This window comes from Aureimonas phyllosphaerae, from assembly GCF_047943035.1.
Classification (GTDB): Bacteria; Pseudomonadota; Alphaproteobacteria; order Rhizobiales; family Rhizobiaceae; genus Aureimonas; species Aureimonas phyllosphaerae.
In genome coordinates this window covers 3,486,605-3,505,012 of the sequence record NZ_CP181348.1, presented here as the reverse complement: position 1 = coordinate 3,505,012, position 18,408 = coordinate 3,486,605, and the positions used below count along the sequence as shown (strand labels likewise).

The following is an 18,408-nucleotide window of genomic DNA, read 5'->3' as shown; positions in this document are numbered from 1 at the left end:
TTAAGCCTTCGGCTCCCGCTGCATCCAACTGATGACGAACATCGCGGGGACGATCCAGAACAGGCCGGTGATCAGGAAGTACAGGAGATGCACCCAGCCCGGTGCATCGGCGAGGCGCAGCGAGGCAAACGCGGTGGCGACGACGGCGTAGATCACGACGAGCGCCAGTAGAATGACGACGCCGATGAGCTTCTTCAGACGGACGGGCATGCGGGTCTCGCTCGGGATGGTTCGCCGGTGTCCTCGCAAGTTCCGGCGGCAGCGGCAAGCGGGTAGGACAATATGATCCTTGCCATTGCGCTCGCTTCGTAACACATCACGTCGCAAGAAGCTCGGCGCCGACGCTCGGATCGGTGCGCGTCGCCGAGCCGTCATTCCAGAAGGGACGGTTCCGCGCCGTGGCGCCGGAGGCCGTCAGCGAGTTCCATGACGACCCTGACCGACGCAACCTTCGTTCCGCCCCGCATCGCCGACAATCGGCGCCTGATCCGCATCTGGCTCTATGTCATCGCCGCCATGGTCATGGCGCTGGTCGTGGTCGGCGGGGCGACGCGGCTGACGGAATCGGGGCTTTCCATCACCGAATGGAAGCCGATCCACGGTGTGGTGCCGCCGCTGTCGGACACGGAATGGCAGGAGGAGTTCGACCTCTACCGTCAGATCCCGCAGTACCAGCAGATCAACCGCGGCATGGCGCTGTCGGAGTTCAAGGTGATCTACTGGTGGGAATGGTCTCACCGGTTCTTGGCGCGGTCCGTCGGCGTCGCCTTCGCGCTGCCGCTCCTGTTCTTCTGGGTCACCGGGCGGATCGAGCCCTGGTTGAAGCCGCGCCTCGTCGGTCTTCTGGCACTCGGCGGCCTCCAGGGCGGCATCGGCTGGTGGATGGTGGCCTCGGGCCTCGTCGAGCGCACCGACGTCAGCCAGTACCGGCTGGCCGTCCACCTGACCATGGCCTGCATTATCCTGACGGCGACGCTCTGGATCGCGCGCGGCCTCGTCAACCGGCCCACGGAGCGGGCGCCGACGGACCACTCCTATCTCGTCGGCTTCCTCCTGGTCGCAATGGTGCTGTTCCAGATCTATCTCGGCGGCCTCGTCGCAGGGCTCAACGCCGGCCTCAGCTACAACACGTGGCCGCTGATGGATGGGCAGGTGATTCCGTCCAATCTTCTCACGATGACACCAACTTGGCGCAATTTCTTCGAGAACCCGATGACGGTCCAGTTCGTCCATCGCCTCGGAGCCTACGCGCTGCTGACGGTCGCGATCCTCCATGCGATCGCGGCGCGCCGGATCGCGCCGGGGTCGCACCACGCGCGGGGCGCGACATGGCTGGCGGTGGCGGTTTTGGCCCAGGCGATGATCGGCATCACGACCCTTCTGATGCACGTGCCGATCGATGCGGCCTTGATGCATCAGGCCGGTGCTCTCGTGGTGCTCGCGGGCGCGGTCTTCCACGTCCGCGGTCTCTTCGGCCGCTACCCGGTGCCGGCTGCGGCCTGATCGTCGTCATGCCGACAGCATCAGGTCCATGTTCTGGACCGCGGCGCCCGAAGCGCCCTTGCCAAGGTTGTCGAGAACCGCGACGAGGTTGGCGCGCTCGCCGTCTTTCGAGCCGAACACATGAAGCACCATGCGATCGGTGCCCGCGAGTTCCGTCGCGTCGATGCGCTTCAACGCAGCGCTTTCCGCCAGCGAGGATACGGTCACGACCTCGCTGCCGGCATAGTGCGCCGCCAAAGCCTCGTGCAGCCGCTCGGCCGTGACCGTGCCGTCGAGCAGCAGCGGCACCTGAACGATCATCCCCTGCGGAAACTTGCCGACGGAGGGTGAGAACAGCGGATCGCGCGGAAGCCGTCCGTAGACCCGCATTTCCGGCAGATGCTTGTGGTTAAGGTCGAGCCCGTAGAGGAAGTGCGGCGCGGTGATCGCATCCTCGCGCGAGGGATCCTCCATCTGCGCGATCATCTGCTTGCCGCCACCCGTGTAGCCCGACACCGCGTTCACGGTGAGGGTCTCGCCGTCGGGCAGGAGGCCCGCATCGCGCAAGGGACGCACGAGTGCGATCGCGCCGGTCGGATAGCAGCCGGGATTGGCGACCAGACGCGCCGTGCGGATCGCCTCCGGCTGGTCGCGCGAAAGCTCGGCGAAGCCATAGGCCCAACCCTCGGCCGTGCGGTGCGCGGTCGACGTGTCGATGACGCGGGCCCGATTGTTGCCGCTAAGGAGCGCGACGGCCTGCCGCGCCGCGTCGTCGGGAAGGCAGAGGATCGCGATATCGGCCGAGTTCAGGAGATCTTCGCGCATCGCCTCGTTGCGCCGCTCCGCTTCCGGAATCGACAGGAGTTCGACGTCGTTGCGCCCCTCCATGCGCGAGCGGATCTGAAGGCCCGTCGTGCCGTGCTCGCCGTCGATGAAAATGCGGGGCTTCATGCTGCGCTCCGTCCTGGGAGGTGAAACTGCGGGCGCCGGGATCAGCGCGTCTTCTTTTCGGCGAGAAGGCCGAGGACGTACATCGCGATCGTCGCGCCGGCCACGGCCGTTATGTCGGCGTGGTCGTAGGGCGGCGAGACCTCAACGAGATCGGCGCCGACGATGTCGAGCTTTCCGAGCTGACGCAGGACGGCCAGCATCTTGGCGCTGCTCGGGCCACCCGCGACCGGCGTGCCGGTGCCCGGCGCAAAGGCGACGTCGAGGCAGTCGATGTCGAAGGTGAGGTAGCAGCGGCGGCCGCCGACACGCGCGGCGATACGCTCGGCGATGGCGGACGAGGAGAGGTCCTCGACCTCGTAGCCGTGCAGGATCTCGATGCCCCCGGTTTCCGGCGCGTGGGTGCGGATGCCGATCTGGATCGAGCTTTCGGGGTCGATCAGGCTCTCGCGCAGGGCGGCCGAGACGAAGGAACCGTGGTCGACGCGGGGGCGACCGTGCGTGTCGGTCGCGAGCGGCCACGTGTCCTGGTGCGCGTCGAAGTGGACGAGGCTGAGCGGTCCATGCTTGGCGGCATGCGCCTGCAGCAGGGGGAACGTGATCGAATGGTCGCCGCCCAGCGTCAGGAGGAAGCCCGTCTTGGCCAGAAGCGCCTCGGCCTCCGTCCGCATGGCGAGATGGGCGCGCTCGGGCAGTCGGTAATCCAGGAGGCAATCGCCGTAGTCGACGACACCGAGCGCCTCGAAGAGGTCGGCGTGAAACGGATATTGCGGATCGTTGTCGAAGATCGCGGAGGCGCGTCGAAGCGCCTGCGGGCCAAAGCGCGTGCCGGGACGGTTGGACACCGAGGCGTCGAACGGGATGCCCCATACCGTTACGTCCGACCCCGCGACATCCTTCGTAAGCCGCCGGCGCATGAAGGACAAGGCACCGGCATAGGTCGGATCGCTCGCCGCGCCGATGGCTTGCGTCGCAGTGAAGGCGTGGTCGATCGTTTGTCCGGCCATGAAACAGTCTCCGTCGTCGGCGCCACAGATAGGGGAGAAGCGCGACGGCTTGAAGAACGAAAAAGGGCCCCGGTTTCCCAGGGCCCTTCGATCGGCGATCCAGCAGTGGAAGCGATTAGCGCTTCGAGAACTGGAACGAACGACGGGCCTTGGCTCGGCCGTACTTCTTGCGCTCGACGGTGCGCGAGTCGCGGGTCAGGAAGCCGCCCTTCTTGAGGACCGAGCGCAGGCCCGGCTCATAGTAGGTGAGGGCGCGCGAGATGCCGTGGCGAACCGCACCGGCCTGACCGGACAGACCGCCACCGGCGACCGTCACGACGATGTCGAACTGGCCGTCGCGAGAAGCGGCGACGATCGGCTGCTGCAGCACCATCTGGAGAACCGGACGGGCGAAGTAGTCGACGTAGTTCTTGTCGTTGACCGTGATCTTGCCGGAGCCCGGCTTGACCCAGACGCGGGCGACCGCGTCCTTGCGCTTGCCGGTCGCGTAGGCGCGGCCGTGAGCGTCGAGCTTCTGGACGCGCACCGGGGCGGACGAGGTCTCGGCGACGTTCGCGGAGCCCAGATCCTGCAGCGAATTCAGGTCGGCCATTATGCAGCCCTCGCGTTCTTGGAGTTCAGCGCCTTGACGTCGAACGCCTCGGGCGACTGGGCGGTGTGCGGGTGCTCGGCACCGGCATAGACGCGCAGGTTCTTGAGCTGGCGACGGCCGAGCGGACCGCGCGGCAGCATGCGCTCGACGGCCTTCTCGAGCACGCGCTCGGGGAAGCGACCCTCGAGGATCTCGCGCGCCTTGCGCTCCTTGATGCCGCCGGCATAGCCGGTGTGCCAGTAGTAGGTCTTGTCCTGGTACTTCTTGCCCGTGAACACGACCTTGTCGGCGTTCACGATGATGACGTTGTCGCCATCATCGACATGCGGGGTGAAGGAGGGCTTGTGCTTGCCGCGGAGGCGAAGCGCAACGAGGGAGGCGAGGCGACCGACAACGAGCCCTTCGGCGTCGATGACGATCCACTTCTTCTCCACCGTCTCGGACTTCTGCGAGAAGGTCTTCATCGGGGTATCCTTGGGTCGTTCATGGCGCGGGGCGGAACGAAACCTGCCCGCGGCGGAAAAAGCGCAGACCGGGCCGCGCTCCTTGACGGTCTCCATACACATGGGTTGAAAGCGATGCAAGCGCTGAGAGTCGCCGAACGGCCGGTCTGAAAATCAAAATATCTAACAAAAACAATGTGATAGATTTGTGGTTATAGGATACCGTAAATTTGGTAACGGAATACCGCATGGACGCGACCTGGCTGCGAAGCGTAGACTAGCTGCTATCAGCCACAGGAGTTGCCGGTGAGCCATGCCATCCGCGTTGCAATCGACGGCCATGAACCCGAGATCTCGCGACCCTCATCGGAAAAGATCGTCGCGGGGGACCCCGTCCATCGGACCTGGAATCTCGAGGAACAGGAAGGCGGACTCTATGCGGGAATCTGGGAGTCGACGCCGGGCGAGTGGCGCGTGTCCTACGACGAGTGGGAGTTCTGCCAGATCCTGGAGGGCCATTCGGTCCTGACCGAAGAGGGAGGGGACGCGCGCGACCTTCGGCCCGACGACGCGGTGGTCATCCGGCCGGGCTTCAAGGGAACGTGGCGCGTGCTGGAGACGACCCGCAAGACCTACGTGATCCGCCTCTGATACGCCTAAACGAATAGGGCGCCCGCCGAAGCGGACGCCCGTGTCTCAGGCAAAGCTGATAAGTCTCAGCGCTCGACTTCGATCATGATCTCGTTGCGCTTCAGGAAGCCCGGCGTCCACGGCGCGTCGTAGAAGGCGTAGATCGGGTCGCCCTTCTGCTTCAGGTTCTCGTCCGAGATGTAGTTGTAGAGGGTCATCAGCTTCTTCGACGCCGTGGTGGCGGTGAAGTTGCCGCTGAACCGGATCGCGACGACACGCTTAGCCGGCACCTCATGGATCGCCACGTCGTTGTTGTTCGGCGTCGGAAGGCTCGACTTGGTGTACTTCTTCGGCATGATGAAACGGATGGCCCAGCCCTTGGTGCGGCCCTCGCCCTCGGAGAGCTGCTGGAGCACCGGCACGGTCATCGCGATCTTCTTGCCCGAACGGTTGTTCGAGGCGATGTAGTCGTAGAGGCTCTCGAAGCCGCGACGACGGGCTTTCTCATGGTAACCGGTCTTGATCGTCTCAGCGACCACCAGTGCGTCGTAATCGCGGATCTCGATGTCGCCGTCCTTGCGAACGGTATCGAAGTCGGGCTCTTCGGCGTGGTCCGCGATCTTCTTCGTCACGTAGATCGCGCCGGCCACGGCAAGGATCGCGCCGCCCGCGATCAGCGCGGTCGAAACGTTCGGATTCTCGCGCAGATAGTCCTTGCTGCGCTGGTATCCGCGGCCCGTACGGAAGCTCGCCTGATGACCCCAGGACGGCGACAGCGAGGATCTGGACGGCAGGTAGCGGCTGAGACCCGAAGCATGATCGGCAAGATCATGGGCGCCGTCGGATAGCGAACGGCGGGCGCTGTGGATCCCGGAGCGTGCGTCTTCGGTGGAGGGAAGGGACCAACCCGTCAGGAAGCTCGGGAGGTAGCGGGCATAGGACGGCTCGGCGGAAGCGTAGAGACGGTTGACCTCGCGCTCGACGGCGCGGCGCAGCTTCTCGGCCTTGGACGGGCGGGGGTGAAGCCTCTCGACGATCCGCGCCTCGACGTCCGAAAGCCGCTCGCCGATGTCGCCGATCGCGTCGCTGATCCGATCGTAGGCCGAAGGCTTATCGCGGAACATCTCGTTCTCCTTACTTCTACAAACAAGGTGCCGCGGCGGTCACGCAGGATGCGAGCGTGCGGCGCCGTTGTAACGTGGCGGGAGAAGCTTGGTTGCGACGCGAGGTGAAATCCGAACGGCAGCGAGAGGCTTAAATTTCCGTAAGCTTCGTCGCAACCATCGGCCTCCGTAACCAATTAAAGGGCATCGGGTTTTTCATGGACCTGATACTCCAGCCAAACTGGGCGGCCTCTGTGCCGCCCCTTTTTTTGCCTTCATGAAGCGGGGGCGTCGATCGTCTCCAGCAGAATCCTGGCCGCAACGAAACGCTCGGCAACGGTGTCTCCTCCCTTCGGGGAGACAAGCTTCATGTCGCCCCACTTCCATCCCGCCGGAAGCTTCACCGCCGTGTGGCGTGCGGCATCGTCCTTGGTCCGGAAGGTCGCCGCTGTCCCTTTCGGGCCAGACGCCAGCTTGCTGACGCCCAGCTCGCGGCACCGGAGGCGGAGTTCGGCGGTCTTCAGGAGGATCTTGGTTTCCGGCGGGATCGGGCCGAAGCGGTCGTCGATCTCTTCCACGAGAAGCTCCAGCGAGGCCCGCTCGCGCAGCCGGTCGATGCGGCTGTAGAGATTGATGCGCGCCGCGGGATCCGGCACGTAGTCGGCCGGAACGGATCCGCTCGCGCCGAGCACGATATCGGGTGTCCAGTCGTCGTCGACAGGCTTGCCCTCAGCCACCGCAAGCGCGCGTTCGATGAGGTGGCGATAGAGGCTGAGGCCGACGAGCTGGAGATGTCCCGCCTGTTCTTCGCCGAGAAGTTCGCCCGCACCCCGAAGGTCAAGGTCGCGGGTCGAGATCGTGAAGCCGGCGCCGAGGCCCGAGAGAGATTCCAGCGTACGCAGGCGCGACAGGGTTGTCTCGCCGAGATCGGATTTCGGGTCGGTCAGGAGGAAGGCCGTACCGCGACGCGATCCGCGGCCCACCCGGCCGCGCAGCTGATGCAGCTGGGCAAGACCGAAGCGGTCCGGGCGCCAGACGATCATGGTATTGGCGGCAGGCACATCGAGGCCGCTTTCGATGATGTTGGTGGCCAGAAGAACGTCGCCGCCGCCTTCGCCGAAGCGCAGCATCACCTCGTCGATCGTCTCCACCGGCAGCTTGCCGTGGACGACCGCGACCTCGAGTTCCGGCACGAGCGACTTCAGGCGCTCCGCCATCGGCGCGATGTCCTCGACGCGCGGACAGACGACGAAGCTCTGTCCCTGCCGCCGCTTTTCCCGCAGCAGGGCGCCGCGCACCAGATCGTCGTCGAAGTCTTTCAGGATCGTGCGGATGGGCCGTCGCAGGATCGGCGGTGTCGCGATGACACTGATCTCGTTCAGTCCGACGAAGCTGGCCTGCAGGGTCCGCGGAATGGGCGTCGCCGTCATGGTCAGGACGTGACCGCCCGGCGCAAGTTCCCTCAGGCGCGCCTTGTGGCGTGCGCCGAAGCGCTGCTCCTCGTCGATCACGACGAGCGCGAGATCCCTGAAGGCGACGTCGGCTGCACAGAGCGCATGGGTGCCGACGACGATGCGGATCTCGCCGCTCTTCAGGCCCTCCTTGACGCGCCGAACCTCATCGGGGGCGGACAGGCGGGAGAGATGAGCAACCTCGATCCCGAGGGCGCGGAAACGCCGGGCGGCCGAACGCGTATGCTGCTGTGCGAGAACCGTCGTCGGCGCCACGATCGCCACCTGCCGGCCCGCGGAGACGGCTACGGCGGCTGCGCGAAGGCCGACTTCGGTCTTGCCGAACCCGACGTCGCCGCACACCAGCCGGTCCATCGGACGGCCGGATGCGAGATCCGCCAGAACCGCGTCCACTGCGGACGACTGATCCGGCGAAAGGGCATGCGGGAAGCCGGCGCAGAAGCGCTCGAAAGCTCGCCGCTCGGGTTTTAGGGCACGCGCCTTCGACCTGCGGCGGGCGCTCATCAGATCGACCATTCCCCGCGCGGTGTCCTGCACGCGCCGCAGGAGGTCGTTGCGCCGGTTGGTCCAACCCTCGCCCTTCAGGCGGTCGAGCTTCAGGTCTCCGGGATCGGCGCCGTAGCGCCAGAGCGCACCGATTTCCTCCATCGGAACCAGGAGCGAGGCGTCGTCAGCATAGGAAAGCCGCAGTGCGTCCATGGTGCGGCCGTCGCGCTCGATCGTCTCCAGTCCGCGCAGGATGCCGACACCGTGGTCGATATGCACCACGGCGTCGCCGATCTCGTAATCGTCGAGATGGCCAAGCAGCGCGGCGTGACCCTGGCTATGCGCGTTCGCGGCGTTGCGTCCACCGAGATCCTGAGGGGTGACGACGACCACGCCGCGGTCGCGCAGCACGAAGCCTTCGCTGAGCGGAAGCAGCATCGACCAGTTGCTCCCCGGCGGAGAGGCTTCGACGGTCGACCATCCGGTCGCACGCTCCCATTCGCCGCCGAGGTTCCGCCGGGCGCGTCGATGCCAGTCGTTGAGAAGGGGCCGCGAGCCGGCGGCGATCACGACGCGCAATGGCGACTTGCCCTTGCCGACGAACGCGCGCAGGGCCGCCCAGGGCGCGCTTTCCGCAGCGAAGTTCGGAAGGCGCGCGACCGCTTCGACATCGTCTTCGGCCGGGTCGTCGATCACGGCCGCCAGACTGCCGGACACCTGCTCGCGCCATTCGGCCGGCGTGAGAAGAATCTTCTCCGACGTTGGTAACGTGGAGCGTGACCCCGAACCGGCCGAATCACGAGCTTCCGCGGAGGCCGCCTCCGCAGCCTCGAGAAAGGCCTCCGCGCGGCGATCCGACCCTTCTTCGAGAAGAAGCTCGGTTGCGCCGAGATAGTCGAAGACCGTCTCGAGCTTCCGGCGACCCTTCGCCAGCCGAGCGTCGGTCACCGGCTCGGGCGCGGTCTCGTCCCCGATGATCTCGCTGGCGGGATCGACGATCAGGCACTCGATCTCGTCGATAGTCCGCTGGGTGACCGGATCATAGGACCGGATGGAAACGATCCGGCCTTCCTCGTGTTCGATGCGGCAGGGAAGCTCTCCGCCAGCGGGGAAGAAGTCCACGACCCGGCCGCGGATCGCCGCTTCGCCTGGTTCGTCGACGCGGTCGTCGAACAGGTAACCGAGGCTCTGGAGGAACGGACGCATCGCCTTGACGTCGAACACGTCGCCGGCCCGAAACTCTCGGTGCAGCGTCTTCCAGATGGAGCGGGGCGGCACGCGCCTCATCAAGGCTTCCGCGGTGGTGACGACGATTTCCGGCAGGTTCCCGCGGTTGGTCAGCCAGCGCAGGACGCCCATGCGCTGTCCCATCACGGCGCGGGCCGGGGACAGGCCGTCATAGGGCAGGCAGTCCCAGGGCGGGAAGTAGGCGATCTTGGCGCCGGGCTCGAGCGCTCGGAGGATCGATGCGATGTCGCTGGCGCGACGCGCGGTCTGGGCCACGAAGACGAGAGGGGACTGAGGCGCGCGGGCCTTGCGATCGATCAGCCGAACCGCGGTCGCACCCACGGGATGTAGCGGCGAGATCGTCTCAGCGGCCGAAATGCGGGTGTCGAGGTCGACGGACTGGAGCATATTACGCATCACTCATGGCGGCGGAAGCCGGATCGCGTGGGAAACGCGCGATGGGGGACTCCGATCCTCGCCGCCGGAAGCTGGTTCAATGTGTCGCCAACGATCGTGCGCCCGGTGCCGCGAGGCCGGGCGACAGGGGAGCGACGAATGACCCATCACACGACCGACGCAGCTGACTCGCACCGTCCGCTCGGGCGCCTGGACATGTCGAAGACGATCGAGAAGGACGAGTACGAGGATCGCCTGAAGGCGGTGCAGGTCCGCTTCATGGAAATCCACCAGGCTTATCTTCATACTGGCGATGCGGCCGTCTGCGTCTTCGAAGGCTGGGATGCCGCGGGCAAGGGCGGGACGATCCGCCGGATGGCAGCCGTCATGGACCCCCGGGGCTTCAAGGTCTGGCCGATCGCGGCACCCTCGCCAGAGGATTTGCGCCACCATTACCTCGCCCGCTTCTGGCAGCGCCTGCCGGGCAAGGGGGAAATCTGCGTCTTCGACCGCTCGTGGTATGGTCGCGTTCTCGTCGAGCGTGTCGAGGGCTTCGCCAAGCCGGCCGAATGGGGGCGGGCCTTTGACGAGATCAACGGGTTCGAGAAGCTGTTGACGGATGCGGGAACCCGCATCACCAAGGTCTTTCTCTACATCACGCCGGATGAACAGCTTCAGCGGTTCAAGGACCGGATGGAAGATCCGCTGAAGCGCTGGAAACTGTCCTACGAGGACTTTCGCAATCGGGAACGCTGGTCGGAATACGAGAATGCGGCCAACGAGATGCTGGAGCGCACATCGACCGCCAACGCGCCCTGGCTCGTCGTCCCCGCCAACGACAAGCGCTACGCCCGCATCACGGTGCTGGAGCACATCGCCCACAAGCTCGCGGAGGGTGTCGACCTCAAGCCCGAGCCTGTCGGCAAGGAGATCGAGAAGCAGTTCGAGAAACTGCAAAAGCTGCACGAAAAGGAGACGCGCTGACGCGCTCCATCAGCGATCGAGCCCGGCACGCCGCATCGGCATGGCATCGACGACGGCATTGATCTCGTTGAGCGATGCGGGCGTGCGGGACGTCCATTTGACGCCGCCGTCAAGGCCGATCAGGACGGCGACGAAGGGGACGTCGCCGACGCCGGCGTCTCGGCGGAGTACAGCTGCGGACAAACCCGTCGGCGACCTGCCCGCCAGCGTGCGAACCTCATCGCCGCGAACCGCGATCACGGTCATCTGCCGTTCGGAGAGGTCCCGGTCGCGCCCGCGCAGGAACGCCTCCTGCCGTTCGGCCTCCGCCGCGCCGGCCTCGCTGGACACGATCAGCAGCACGCGGCTTTCCCAGCGCATGGCATCCAGAGATGCCGCCGACGCCGCAACGCTGGAGGCCATCAGGATCGGGATCACGAGGTGAAAGTCCATCGGTTCGCCTCCTTGAACGCTGCGGACAACGAGGCGACGACACTGGTGTTCCTTGGCAGACGCGACGCGCACCCGTAAGCCTGTTCCAGGGATCGCGCTGGACGGAGAAGATCGTATGCCGGAGGCAGTGGGACGGCGAGACGCGCTGGTGGTCGTCGACGTGCAGAACGACTTCTGTCCCGGCGGAGCGCTCGCCGTGACGGACGGCGACGCGGTGGTCCCGCTGGTCAACGCGCTGGCCCCGCGCTTTGCGATCGTCGCGCTGACGCAGGACTGGCATCCCGCCGGGCATATCTCGTTCGCCAGTACGCACGGACGCGATGCGTTCACGACGATCGAGGTCGCTTACGGAACGCAAGTCCTCTGGCCCGATCATTGCGTGCAGGGGACGCGCGGGGCCGAATTTCATCCCGAACTCGACGTGCCGAACGCCCAGGCCATCGTGCGCAAGGGGCATCAGCTGGGAATCGACAGCTACTCGGGGCTCCGCGAAGCGGACCGCACCACGGTGACGGGTCTTGCCGGCTATTTGCGGGAGCGTGGCGCCGAACGGGTGTTCGTGTGCGGACTAGCCACCGATTTCTGCGTTGCCTGGACTGCCTTCGATGCGGCGGAAGCGGGCTGGCCGGTCTTCGTCATCGTGGACGCCTGCCGTGCGATCGACCTCGGTGGTTCGCTGGAGCGCGCGTTTGCCGAGTTCGACAAGCGCGGCATCCGAAGAATCGAGGCCTCCGACCTCGTGTGAGGCGGAAGCCTCAACGGGTCAGTTCGTCCCGTTGGCGTCGGCCTGGGCCGAGGTCTTCGGCTCCGAGGTGCGCTCGATCCACTTCACGAAGCGATCGACGTAGCGCTGAAGGAACTCGCGGGTGTGGTCGTTGCGGATCGTGCCGTCCTCGGCGAAGTCCTCGGCCTTCCAGACGAGGTAGACCTCCGGCTGACCCATCAAGACGACGTCCACCACGTTAAGGACGCTCTTCAGGTGGTTCTGCCCGGCCGCCGCTCCCGTACCACCGGGCGAAGTCCCGACGAGACCGCCGGGCTTGGCGCTGAAGGCGTTCTGGCCGTAAGGGCGCGTGCCCCAGTCGATGGCGTTCTTGAGGACGGCGGGGAAGGACCGGTTGTACTCGGGCGTGACGAACAGAACCGCGTCCGCCGTCTCGATCTCCCGCTTCATGCGCAGAACGGCCTCCGGGACGTTCGGGAACAGATCGTCGTTGTACATCGGCACGTCGCCGAGTTCGACGATGCGAAAGTTCAGGCGCGGCGCGGCGAGCTTGCCGAGGGCCAGCGCCAGCTTGCGGTTGATGGATTCGCGGCGCAGCGAGCCGACAAGGACGGCGACGTCAGTCATCGGGACCTCCTGAAAAGTTGATCCCTATGTGCCGCTTTCGATTGTGCGCTGCAACCACCGTTGGCGGTCGCGTGTCGTGAACGGATCGTCGCCGATCCGTCAGGTGGCGACGAGTTCGCGCGTCTCGTCGAAGCGCAGGTCGGGATTGCGCTCCCGAGCGTAGCGCAGCTCCCAGTCACCCTTCGGCAGGAAGACGGGACGACCGTCCCGGTCCTCGGCCACCGACATCTTGTTCTCGTCGATGAAGGTCTTCAGCTTCTTCTCGTCGGGCGACGAGATCCAGCGCGCCGTGGAAAACGGCACGGGCTCGAAGCCGATGTCGGTCTTGTATTCCTGCTTGATGCGCGAGGCGAGGACGTCGAGCTGGAGAGGGCCGACGACGCCGACGATCCAGTTCGAGCCGATGACCGGCTTGAAGACCTGCACAAGACCTTCTTCAGCCAGATCCTCAAGAGCCCGGCGCAACTGCTTCATGCGCATCGTATCTTCGAGCCGGACGCGGCGCATCACCTCCGGCGCGAAGGAGGGCAGGCCGGTGAAGCGGAAGGTCTCGCCTTCGGTCAGCGTGTCGCCGACGCGCAACGTCCCGTGGTTCGGAATGCCGATCACGTCGCCTGCGAAGGCTTCCTCGGCGAGGTCGCGTTCCTGTGCGAAGAAGTAGATCGGGTTGTTGACCGCGAGGGGCTTTCCCGAACGCACGTGGTTCAGCTTCATGCCGCGCTTGAAGTGGCCGGAGCAGAAGCGGACGAAGGCGACGCGGTCGCGGTGGTTCGGGTCCATGTTGGCCTGAACCTTGAAGACGAAGGCCGAAACCGCGTTCGTGCGTGGATCGACCGGACCCTTGTCCGAGGGCTGCGAGCGCGGCGGCGGTGCGAAGCGCGCGACGATGCGCAGGAGCTGGTCGACCGAGAAGTCCCGCAGCGCGCTGCCGAAGACGACGGGCGTCAGGTGTCCCTGGCGATAGGCGTCGGCGTCGAAGGGCGCGTAGCCCTCGCGCGCGAGTTCCGCCTCTTCGCGAAAGCGGGTCAGGACGTGTTCCGGCACCATCGCGTCGAGTGCCGGATCGTTGATGCCGGTCATCTGCTTGACGCTGTCGCACGGTCCGCCAGCCCGCAGCGACGAATAAAGGTATTCATTGGTGAAGAGGTCGTAGCAGCCGTGGAAGTCGGAACCCATGCCGACCGGCCATACCTGCGGCGAGACGCTGAGCTGCAGCGCCTCCTCGACCTCGTCCATGACCTCGAACGCGTTGCGGCCCTCGCGGTCCACCTTGTTAGCGAAGGTGATGATCGGGATGTCGCGCAGCCGGCAGATCTCGAAGAGCTTGCGCGTCTGGCTCTCGATGCCCTTGGCGACGTCGACGACCATGATGGCGCTGTCGACCGCAGTGAGCGTTCGGTAGGTGTCTTCGGAAAAGTCGCTGTGGCCGGGCGTATCGAGCAGATTGAAGGTGATACCCTCGCGCTCGAACGTCATCACCGAGGACGTGACCGAGATGCCGCGCGACTGCTCGATTTCCATCCAGTCCGACCGGGCGCGCCGGTTCTCACCGCGCGCCTTGACGGCGCCGGCCATGTTGATGGCGCCACCGGCGAGCAAGAGCTTTTCGGTCAGCGTGGTCTTGCCGGCGTCCGGGTGCGAGATGATGGCGAAGGTCCGCCGCGCGGCGAAGCCCTTGGGTGCTGGCGAATCGCCTTGGCGGGCGCCTGTCGTGATGTCCGTTGCGGCGCTCATGGTCGCCCTTTCCCGATCGTCTGGGCACCGGCTCGGGCCGATGCCGAATTCTTTGCCCCTCCAATGACGGCTTACCTGAGCGATCGCAAGGGTTTCGCCGCTTCCTCTCTATTGAGGCCGAGCGCCACCGCAGCGCAGCACATGCGACCAATTGACAGACAAAACGACGCCTGAAAGGCTCAACTGGTCCGCTGGTCGTGCCAGTGGCCAGAGGTGGATCGCATGTCGCTGTCGGAATTCGTCCTGGAGAACACGCCCGAGCTGCGCGAGGCCATCGTGCGCCGGAACGTGCGGGACGTTGTGGCGGAAAAGATCGCGATGCTGATCGCGTCCGGCATCTTCAAGGTGGGCGACGATCTGCCGAGCGAGCGCGATCTCGCGGCCGCGTTGCAGGTGAGCCGCGAGTCGGTTCGCGGCGGTGTGCAAATCCTGGCGGCCAAGGGTCTGCTGGCCGTTCTGCATGGCGCCCGCACGCGTGTTCGCTCGGATGACGTCGGACCCGAGTTCCACCGATCGCGTGAACCGCGGCTGATCAACAGCTACGGTCTCGACGACGTTCATCAGGCTCGGCTCCTGAACGAACTCGTGGTGGTCGGCGACGCTGCCGGGCGGATGGACGAGGAAACGCTCCGCCTCCTCAACCAGTCCCTGAAAATGCAGGAGACCGCTCTCGAGGACCCTGTGCGGTTCCTCGTGCTGGACCGCGAGTTCCATCTGGCGATCTATCGCCGCTGCGCCAACCCGGTGCTGGCGGAGTTCGTCGGCGACCTGTTCGGATACATGATGCAGCAGCGGCATCGCGCGGTCTCGGAGCGAGGTGCGATTGCGCGCAGCCATACCGACCACACGAACATCGTGCGGGCGTTGGAGGGGCGGGATCGCGACGCGACGATGAGCGCCTTCGAAGTGCACATCCGAAGGATCTACGAAACGACGCTGCGTGTGATGGGCATGTCGCTCTCGCGCGGCGACGAGACTTACGCCGCATGACGGAATAGGCGCCGGCTGGCCGCGGGGAGGCGGCCTCCGGCGTAAAGGGGGAGGAATACGCATGAAGGTTCTGATCGTCGGCGCGGCCGGAATGATCGGGCGCAAGCTCGCTGAGCGGATCGCGGCCGACGGCGGGCTCGGCGGCCAGCCTGTCGAGCAATTGGTGATGGTGGACGTCGTCGAGCCGAAGGCGCCCGGCGGCAAGATCGCCGACATCGTCTGCAAGGCGATCGACGTTTCCGCGTCGGGAGCCACCGAGCCTCTGATCGCCGAGCGGCCGGACGTCGTCTTCCATCTTGCCGCGATCGTTTCGGGGGAGGCGGAAGCCGACTTCGAGAAGGGCTATCGCATCAACCTCGACGGGACGCGCGACCTGTTCGACGCGATCCGGCACGAGCACGGGCGCTCCGGCTACAAGCCGCGCGTGGTGTTCGCCTCGTCGATCGCGGTGTTCGGCGCACCCTTCGACGCGCGAGTGCCGGAGGATTTCGCACTGACGCCGCTGACAAGCTACGGTACGCAGAAGGCGATCGGCGAGCTGCTCCTCGCCGACTACACCCGTCGCGGCTTCTTCGACGGTGTGGGGCTCCGCCTGCCCACGATCTGCGTGCGCCCCGGCGCCCCCAACAAGGCCGCCTCCGGCTTCTTCTCCAACATCCTGCGCGAGCCGATGTCGGGCAAGGAAGCCGTGCTGCCGGTTGCTGACACGGTGCGCCACTACTTCGCGAGCCCCCGCGCGGCGGTCGGCTTCTTCCTTCATGCCGCGACGATGGACACGAGCGTAATCGGGCCCCGGCGCAACCTCAACATGCCCGGTCTCTCCGCGACGGTCGGCGACGAACTGGACGCACTACGCATCGTCGCTGGAGACGCGGCTCTGTCGCTGGTGAAGCGGGTGCCGGATGAGACGATTATCCGCATCGTCGACGGCTGGGCGCCGGATATCGAGGCGAAGCGTGCGCGGGATCTCGGCTTCACCGTCGAGGATTCCTTCGAGGAAATCGTGCGCGCGCATATCGAGGATGAACTCGGCGGCTCCGTTCGGGCCCCGGCCTGACGAATGACGACGACGGCAACGGAAGGATTGGACGGCATGGCGGACGAGACGGCAAACTCCGGGACGGCAAGCCGCATAGCGCTGGTGACGGGTGGCGGCACCGGTGTCGGCAAGGCCATCTCGAAGGCGCTGGCGGCGGCCGGATGGACGGTCGTGATCTGCGGTCGCCGCCAGAATGTTCTGGAAGCGGCGGCGGGCGAGATCGACCATGGCGCGGTGGCGATGGTGGCCGATATCGGCGATCCCGCGTCCGTCGCCGGGCTGTTCGAGGGGATTGCCGAACGGTTTGGGCGTCTCGACCTTCTCGTCAACAACGCGGGCTCGGTCGCGCCGCCGATCCCGCTCGAAGACCTCTCGTTCGAGCAGTGGAGCACGGTCGTCTCGGCCAACCTTACGGGCGCCTTTCTCTGCACCCAGCAGGCGTTCCGCCTGATGAAGTCGCAGCAACCGCATGGCGGGCGGATCATCAACAACGGCTCGATCTCGGCGACGACGCCGCGGCCGAACTCGGCACCCTACACCGCGACGAAGCACGCGATCGCCGGTCTCACCAAGTCGACCGCGCTGGACGGCCGCCCGTTCGACATCGCCTGCGGCCAGATCGACATCGGCAACGCGGCCAGCGACATGACCGCCGCAATGTCGGCCGGCGTCTTGCAGGCCGACGGTCGCACGGCTTCCGAGCCGACGATGGACCCGGCCCATGTGGGGGCGGCGGTCGTTCACATGGCCGCGTTGCCGCTGGAGGCCAACGTTCTGACCATGACCATCATGGCCACCAAGATGCCCTTCGTCGGGCGAGGCTAACCAGTCAGCGCGGCCCCAAAGGGTCGCCGACCAAACGCGGGGGCGCCGCCCCCAGGAGACAGACACGGCCGCGGAGGCGAGGCAACTGGCAGCATAAGCCGGGCTCGCGCGTCCTGGCCTTCGGGAGGATAGTGATGGCGTCAGTCGATATCGTCGACGTTCGCAAGTCGTTCGGCTCGCACCCCGTGATCAAAGGGGTCGACATTCAGATCGAGGATGGCGAGTTCGTCATCCTCGTTGGCCCGTCGGGCTGTGGCAAGTCCACGCTGCTGCGCATGCTGGCAGGACTGGAGCATGTGACGAGCGGCCAGATCCGCATCGGCAGCCGCGTCGTCAACGACGTGCCGCCGAAGGACCGGGACATCGCGATGGTGTTCCAGAACTACGCGCTCTACCCGCACATGACGGTGGCCGACAACATGGCCTTCTCGCTAGCCTTGAAGAAGGCTTCGCGCGAGGAGATCGAGCGTCGCGTCAAGCCGGCGGCCGACATTCTCGGCCTGTCGCATCTTCTCGACCGCTACCCCCGCCAGCTTTCCGGCGGCCAGCGCCAGCGCGTCGCGATGGGGCGCGCCATCGTGCGCGATCCTCAGGTGTTCCTGTTCGACGAGCCGCTGTCGAACCTCGACGCCAAGCTGCGCGTCTCGATGCGCACCGAGATCAAGAACCTCCACCAGCGCCTGACGACGACCACGGTCTACGTCACGCACGACCAGATCGAGGCCATGACCATGGCCGACAAGATCGTCGTTATGCACGACGGCATCGTCGAGCAGGTCGGCGCGCCCCTCGAACTCTACGACCGGCCGAACAACCTCTTCGTCGCCGGCTTCATCGGCTCGCCGGCCATGAACATGCTGCATGGCCGCCTCGACGCGAACGATCCGACGCGCTTCATCACCTCGGACGGCGTGGTGCTGCCGGTGAGCAGCCGGCACGCGGCGGCGAGGGGGCGCGATCTCGTCTATGGCGCGCGTCCGGAAGCCATCAGCCTCGGCGGCTCCATTCCGATCAGGGTCGTCGTGATCGAGCCGACCGGCTTCGAGAGCCAGGTGATGGGCGAACTGGGCAAGACGGCGGTCACCTGCGTGTTCCGCGAGCGTGTGACGCTGAAGCCGGGCGAGACGCTGAACGTCTCGATCGATCCGGAAGCTGTGCACCTGTTCGACGCGGCCACGGGCCAGCGTCTCTAGCGTCCGAGCGTATCGGCGCCGGCGGCAAGGGGCACGACCGGCGCGAAAACCTCAAAAGAACGCCCCGATCCTTG

General features: G+C 66.0%; 18 protein-coding genes. 8 read left to right on the top strand and 10 right to left on the bottom strand.

The annotated features are described in order from the left end of the window. Nucleotides 1–210 carry a DUF2842 domain-containing protein gene (locus ACLNGM_RS16810; protein WP_090957965.1) on the bottom strand — a complete coding sequence of 70 codons (210 nt, stop codon included), beginning with the start codon at nt 208–210 and terminating at the stop codon, nt 1–3. Nucleotides 211–426: 216 nt separating this feature from the next. On the opposite strand from ACLNGM_RS16810, the gene ACLNGM_RS16805 reads away from it, so the two are divergent. Beyond that, the gene (locus ACLNGM_RS16805; protein WP_416355789.1) at nt 427–1,503 is read left to right on the top strand and encodes a COX15/CtaA family protein; all 1,077 of its coding nucleotides are present in this window, start codon (nt 427–429) and stop codon (nt 1,501–1,503) included. Nucleotides 1,504–1,509: 6 nt separating this feature from the next. Here ACLNGM_RS16805 and argC read toward each other — a convergent pair whose 3' ends face one another. The 4 genes from argC to rplM all read right to left on the bottom strand — a co-directional run bounded on the left by argC (nt 1,510) and on the right by rplM (nt 4,493). After that, nucleotides 1,510–2,433: an N-acetyl-gamma-glutamyl-phosphate reductase gene (gene argC / locus ACLNGM_RS16800; RefSeq protein ID WP_416355788.1), complete on the bottom strand. Its 924-nt coding sequence runs from the start codon at nt 2,431–2,433 to the stop codon at nt 1,510–1,512. Nucleotides 2,434–2,474: 41 nt separating this feature from the next. Continuing rightward, nucleotides 2,475–3,437: an agmatinase gene (gene speB / locus ACLNGM_RS16795; protein WP_416355787.1), complete on the bottom strand. Its 963-nt coding sequence runs from the start codon at nt 3,435–3,437 to the stop codon at nt 2,475–2,477. Between the two features lie 115 nt (nt 3,438–3,552). Then, nucleotides 3,553–4,029: a 30S ribosomal protein S9 gene (gene rpsI, locus ACLNGM_RS16790; RefSeq protein ID WP_055887538.1), complete on the bottom strand. Its 477-nt coding sequence runs from the start codon at nt 4,027–4,029 to the stop codon at nt 3,553–3,555. After that, nucleotides 4,029–4,493 carry a 50S ribosomal protein L13 gene (gene rplM / locus ACLNGM_RS16785; RefSeq protein WP_061934558.1) on the bottom strand — a complete coding sequence of 155 codons (465 nt, stop codon included), beginning with the start codon at nt 4,491–4,493 and terminating at the stop codon, nt 4,029–4,031. The genes rpsI and rplM overlap by 1 nt, the downstream gene beginning before the upstream one ends. 285 nt (nt 4,494–4,778) lie before the next feature. On the opposite strand from rplM, the gene ACLNGM_RS16780 reads away from it, so the two are divergent. Beyond that, nucleotides 4,779–5,123: a cupin domain-containing protein gene (locus ACLNGM_RS16780; protein ID WP_416355786.1), complete on the top strand. Its 345-nt coding sequence runs from the start codon at nt 4,779–4,781 to the stop codon at nt 5,121–5,123. Between the two features lie 65 nt (nt 5,124–5,188). Here the strand turns inward: ACLNGM_RS16780 and ACLNGM_RS16775 are convergent, their stop codons facing one another. After that, entirely contained in the window at nt 5,189–6,226 is a 1,038-nt protein-coding gene (locus tag ACLNGM_RS16775; protein WP_416355785.1) for an SOUL family heme-binding protein, read from the bottom strand. A gap of 254 nt (nt 6,227–6,480) precedes the next feature. Beyond that, nucleotides 6,481–9,798: a DEAD/DEAH box helicase gene (locus ACLNGM_RS16770; RefSeq protein WP_416355784.1), complete on the bottom strand. Its 3,318-nt coding sequence runs from the start codon at nt 9,796–9,798 to the stop codon at nt 6,481–6,483. A gap of 147 nt (nt 9,799–9,945) precedes the next feature. On the opposite strand from ACLNGM_RS16770, the gene ACLNGM_RS16765 reads away from it, so the two are divergent. Next, the gene (locus ACLNGM_RS16765; RefSeq protein ID WP_416355783.1) at nt 9,946–10,770 is read left to right on the top strand and encodes a polyphosphate kinase 2 family protein; all 825 of its coding nucleotides are present in this window, start codon (nt 9,946–9,948) and stop codon (nt 10,768–10,770) included. A gap of 9 nt (nt 10,771–10,779) precedes the next feature. Here ACLNGM_RS16765 and ACLNGM_RS16760 read toward each other — a convergent pair whose 3' ends face one another. Beyond that, entirely contained in the window at nt 10,780–11,202 is a 423-nt protein-coding gene (locus ACLNGM_RS16760) for a DUF4174 domain-containing protein (RefSeq protein WP_416355782.1), read from the bottom strand. Between the two features lie 115 nt (nt 11,203–11,317). Here ACLNGM_RS16760 and pncA point away from each other — a divergent pair, with 115 nt between their 5' ends. Continuing rightward, the gene (gene pncA, locus ACLNGM_RS16755; RefSeq protein ID WP_416355781.1) at nt 11,318–11,947 is read left to right on the top strand and encodes a bifunctional nicotinamidase/pyrazinamidase; all 630 of its coding nucleotides are present in this window, start codon (nt 11,318–11,320) and stop codon (nt 11,945–11,947) included. An 18-nt stretch (nt 11,948–11,965) separates the two neighbouring features. Here pncA and ACLNGM_RS16750 read toward each other — a convergent pair whose 3' ends face one another. Both ACLNGM_RS16750 and ACLNGM_RS16745 read right to left on the bottom strand, forming a co-directional pair. Further along, the gene (locus tag ACLNGM_RS16750) at nt 11,966–12,553 is read right to left on the bottom strand and encodes an NADPH-dependent FMN reductase (protein ID WP_416355780.1); all 588 of its coding nucleotides are present in this window, start codon (nt 12,551–12,553) and stop codon (nt 11,966–11,968) included. 99 nt (nt 12,554–12,652) lie between these two features. Further along, nucleotides 12,653–14,287, bottom strand: coding sequence for a peptide chain release factor 3 (locus ACLNGM_RS16745; RefSeq protein ID WP_416355779.1), 1,635 nt, complete (start codon nt 14,285–14,287; stop codon nt 12,653–12,655). 222 nt (nt 14,288–14,509) lie between these two features. On the opposite strand from ACLNGM_RS16745, the gene ACLNGM_RS16740 reads away from it, so the two are divergent. The 4 genes from ACLNGM_RS16740 to ACLNGM_RS16725 all read left to right on the top strand — a co-directional run bounded on the left by ACLNGM_RS16740 (nt 14,510) and on the right by ACLNGM_RS16725 (nt 18,334). Then, nucleotides 14,510–15,277, top strand: coding sequence for a FadR/GntR family transcriptional regulator (locus ACLNGM_RS16740; protein ID WP_416355778.1), 768 nt, complete (start codon nt 14,510–14,512; stop codon nt 15,275–15,277). A gap of 61 nt (nt 15,278–15,338) precedes the next feature. Next, nucleotides 15,339–16,334 (top strand): D-erythronate dehydrogenase, encoded by a 996-nt coding sequence (gene denD, locus ACLNGM_RS16735; protein WP_416355777.1) that lies wholly within the window; start codon nt 15,339–15,341, stop codon nt 16,332–16,334. Between the two features lie 36 nt (nt 16,335–16,370). Beyond that, on the top strand, nt 16,371–17,141 hold the full coding sequence (locus ACLNGM_RS16730) for an SDR family oxidoreductase (protein ID WP_416355776.1): 771 nt from the start codon (nt 16,371–16,373) through the stop codon (nt 17,139–17,141). A gap of 134 nt (nt 17,142–17,275) precedes the next feature. Continuing rightward, nucleotides 17,276–18,334, top strand: a complete 1,059-nt coding sequence (locus ACLNGM_RS16725) for an ABC transporter ATP-binding protein (protein WP_416355775.1) — start codon at nt 17,276–17,278, stop codon at nt 18,332–18,334. Nucleotides 18,335–18,408: the final 74 nt, after the last annotated feature.

Bases quoted from the DNA above. Each gene is read 5' to 3' on its own strand.
- ACLNGM_RS16745 (WP_416355779.1), bottom strand. From the start codon at position 14,287: ATGAGCGCCGCAACGGACATCACGACAGGCGCCCGCCAAGGCGATTCG.
- denD (WP_416355777.1), top strand. From the start codon at position 15,339: ATGAAGGTTCTGATCGTCGGCGCGGCCGGAATGATCGGGCGCAAGCTC.
- ACLNGM_RS16725 (WP_416355775.1), top strand. From the start codon at position 17,276: ATGGCGTCAGTCGATATCGTCGACGTTCGCAAGTCGTTCGGCTCGCAC.
- ACLNGM_RS16770 (WP_416355784.1), bottom strand. From the start codon at position 9,798: ATGCTCCAGTCCGTCGACCTCGACACCCGCATTTCGGCCGCTGAGACG.
- speB (WP_416355787.1), bottom strand. From the start codon at position 3,437: ATGGCCGGACAAACGATCGACCACGCCTTCACTGCGACGCAAGCCATC.
- ACLNGM_RS16750 (WP_416355780.1), bottom strand. From the start codon at position 12,553: ATGACTGACGTCGCCGTCCTTGTCGGCTCGCTGCGCCGCGAATCCATC.
- ACLNGM_RS16805 (WP_416355789.1), top strand. From the start codon at position 427: ATGACGACCCTGACCGACGCAACCTTCGTTCCGCCCCGCATCGCCGAC.
- ACLNGM_RS16810 (WP_090957965.1), bottom strand. From the start codon at position 210: ATGCCCGTCCGTCTGAAGAAGCTCATCGGCGTCGTCATTCTACTGGCG.
- ACLNGM_RS16730 (WP_416355776.1), top strand. From the start codon at position 16,371: ATGGCGGACGAGACGGCAAACTCCGGGACGGCAAGCCGCATAGCGCTG.
- rpsI (WP_055887538.1), bottom strand. From the start codon at position 4,029: ATGGCCGACCTGAATTCGCTGCAGGATCTGGGCTCCGCGAACGTCGCC.
- ACLNGM_RS16775 (WP_416355785.1), bottom strand. From the start codon at position 6,226: ATGTTCCGCGATAAGCCTTCGGCCTACGATCGGATCAGCGACGCGATC.
- pncA (WP_416355781.1), top strand. From the start codon at position 11,318: ATGCCGGAGGCAGTGGGACGGCGAGACGCGCTGGTGGTCGTCGACGTG.
- rplM (WP_061934558.1), bottom strand. From the start codon at position 4,493: ATGAAGACCTTCTCGCAGAAGTCCGAGACGGTGGAGAAGAAGTGGATC.
- argC (WP_416355788.1), bottom strand. From the start codon at position 2,433: ATGAAGCCCCGCATTTTCATCGACGGCGAGCACGGCACGACGGGCCTT.
- ACLNGM_RS16765 (WP_416355783.1), top strand. From the start codon at position 9,946: ATGACCCATCACACGACCGACGCAGCTGACTCGCACCGTCCGCTCGGG.
- ACLNGM_RS16740 (WP_416355778.1), top strand. From the start codon at position 14,510: ATGTCGCTGTCGGAATTCGTCCTGGAGAACACGCCCGAGCTGCGCGAG.
- ACLNGM_RS16760 (WP_416355782.1), bottom strand. From the start codon at position 11,202: ATGGACTTTCACCTCGTGATCCCGATCCTGATGGCCTCCAGCGTTGCG.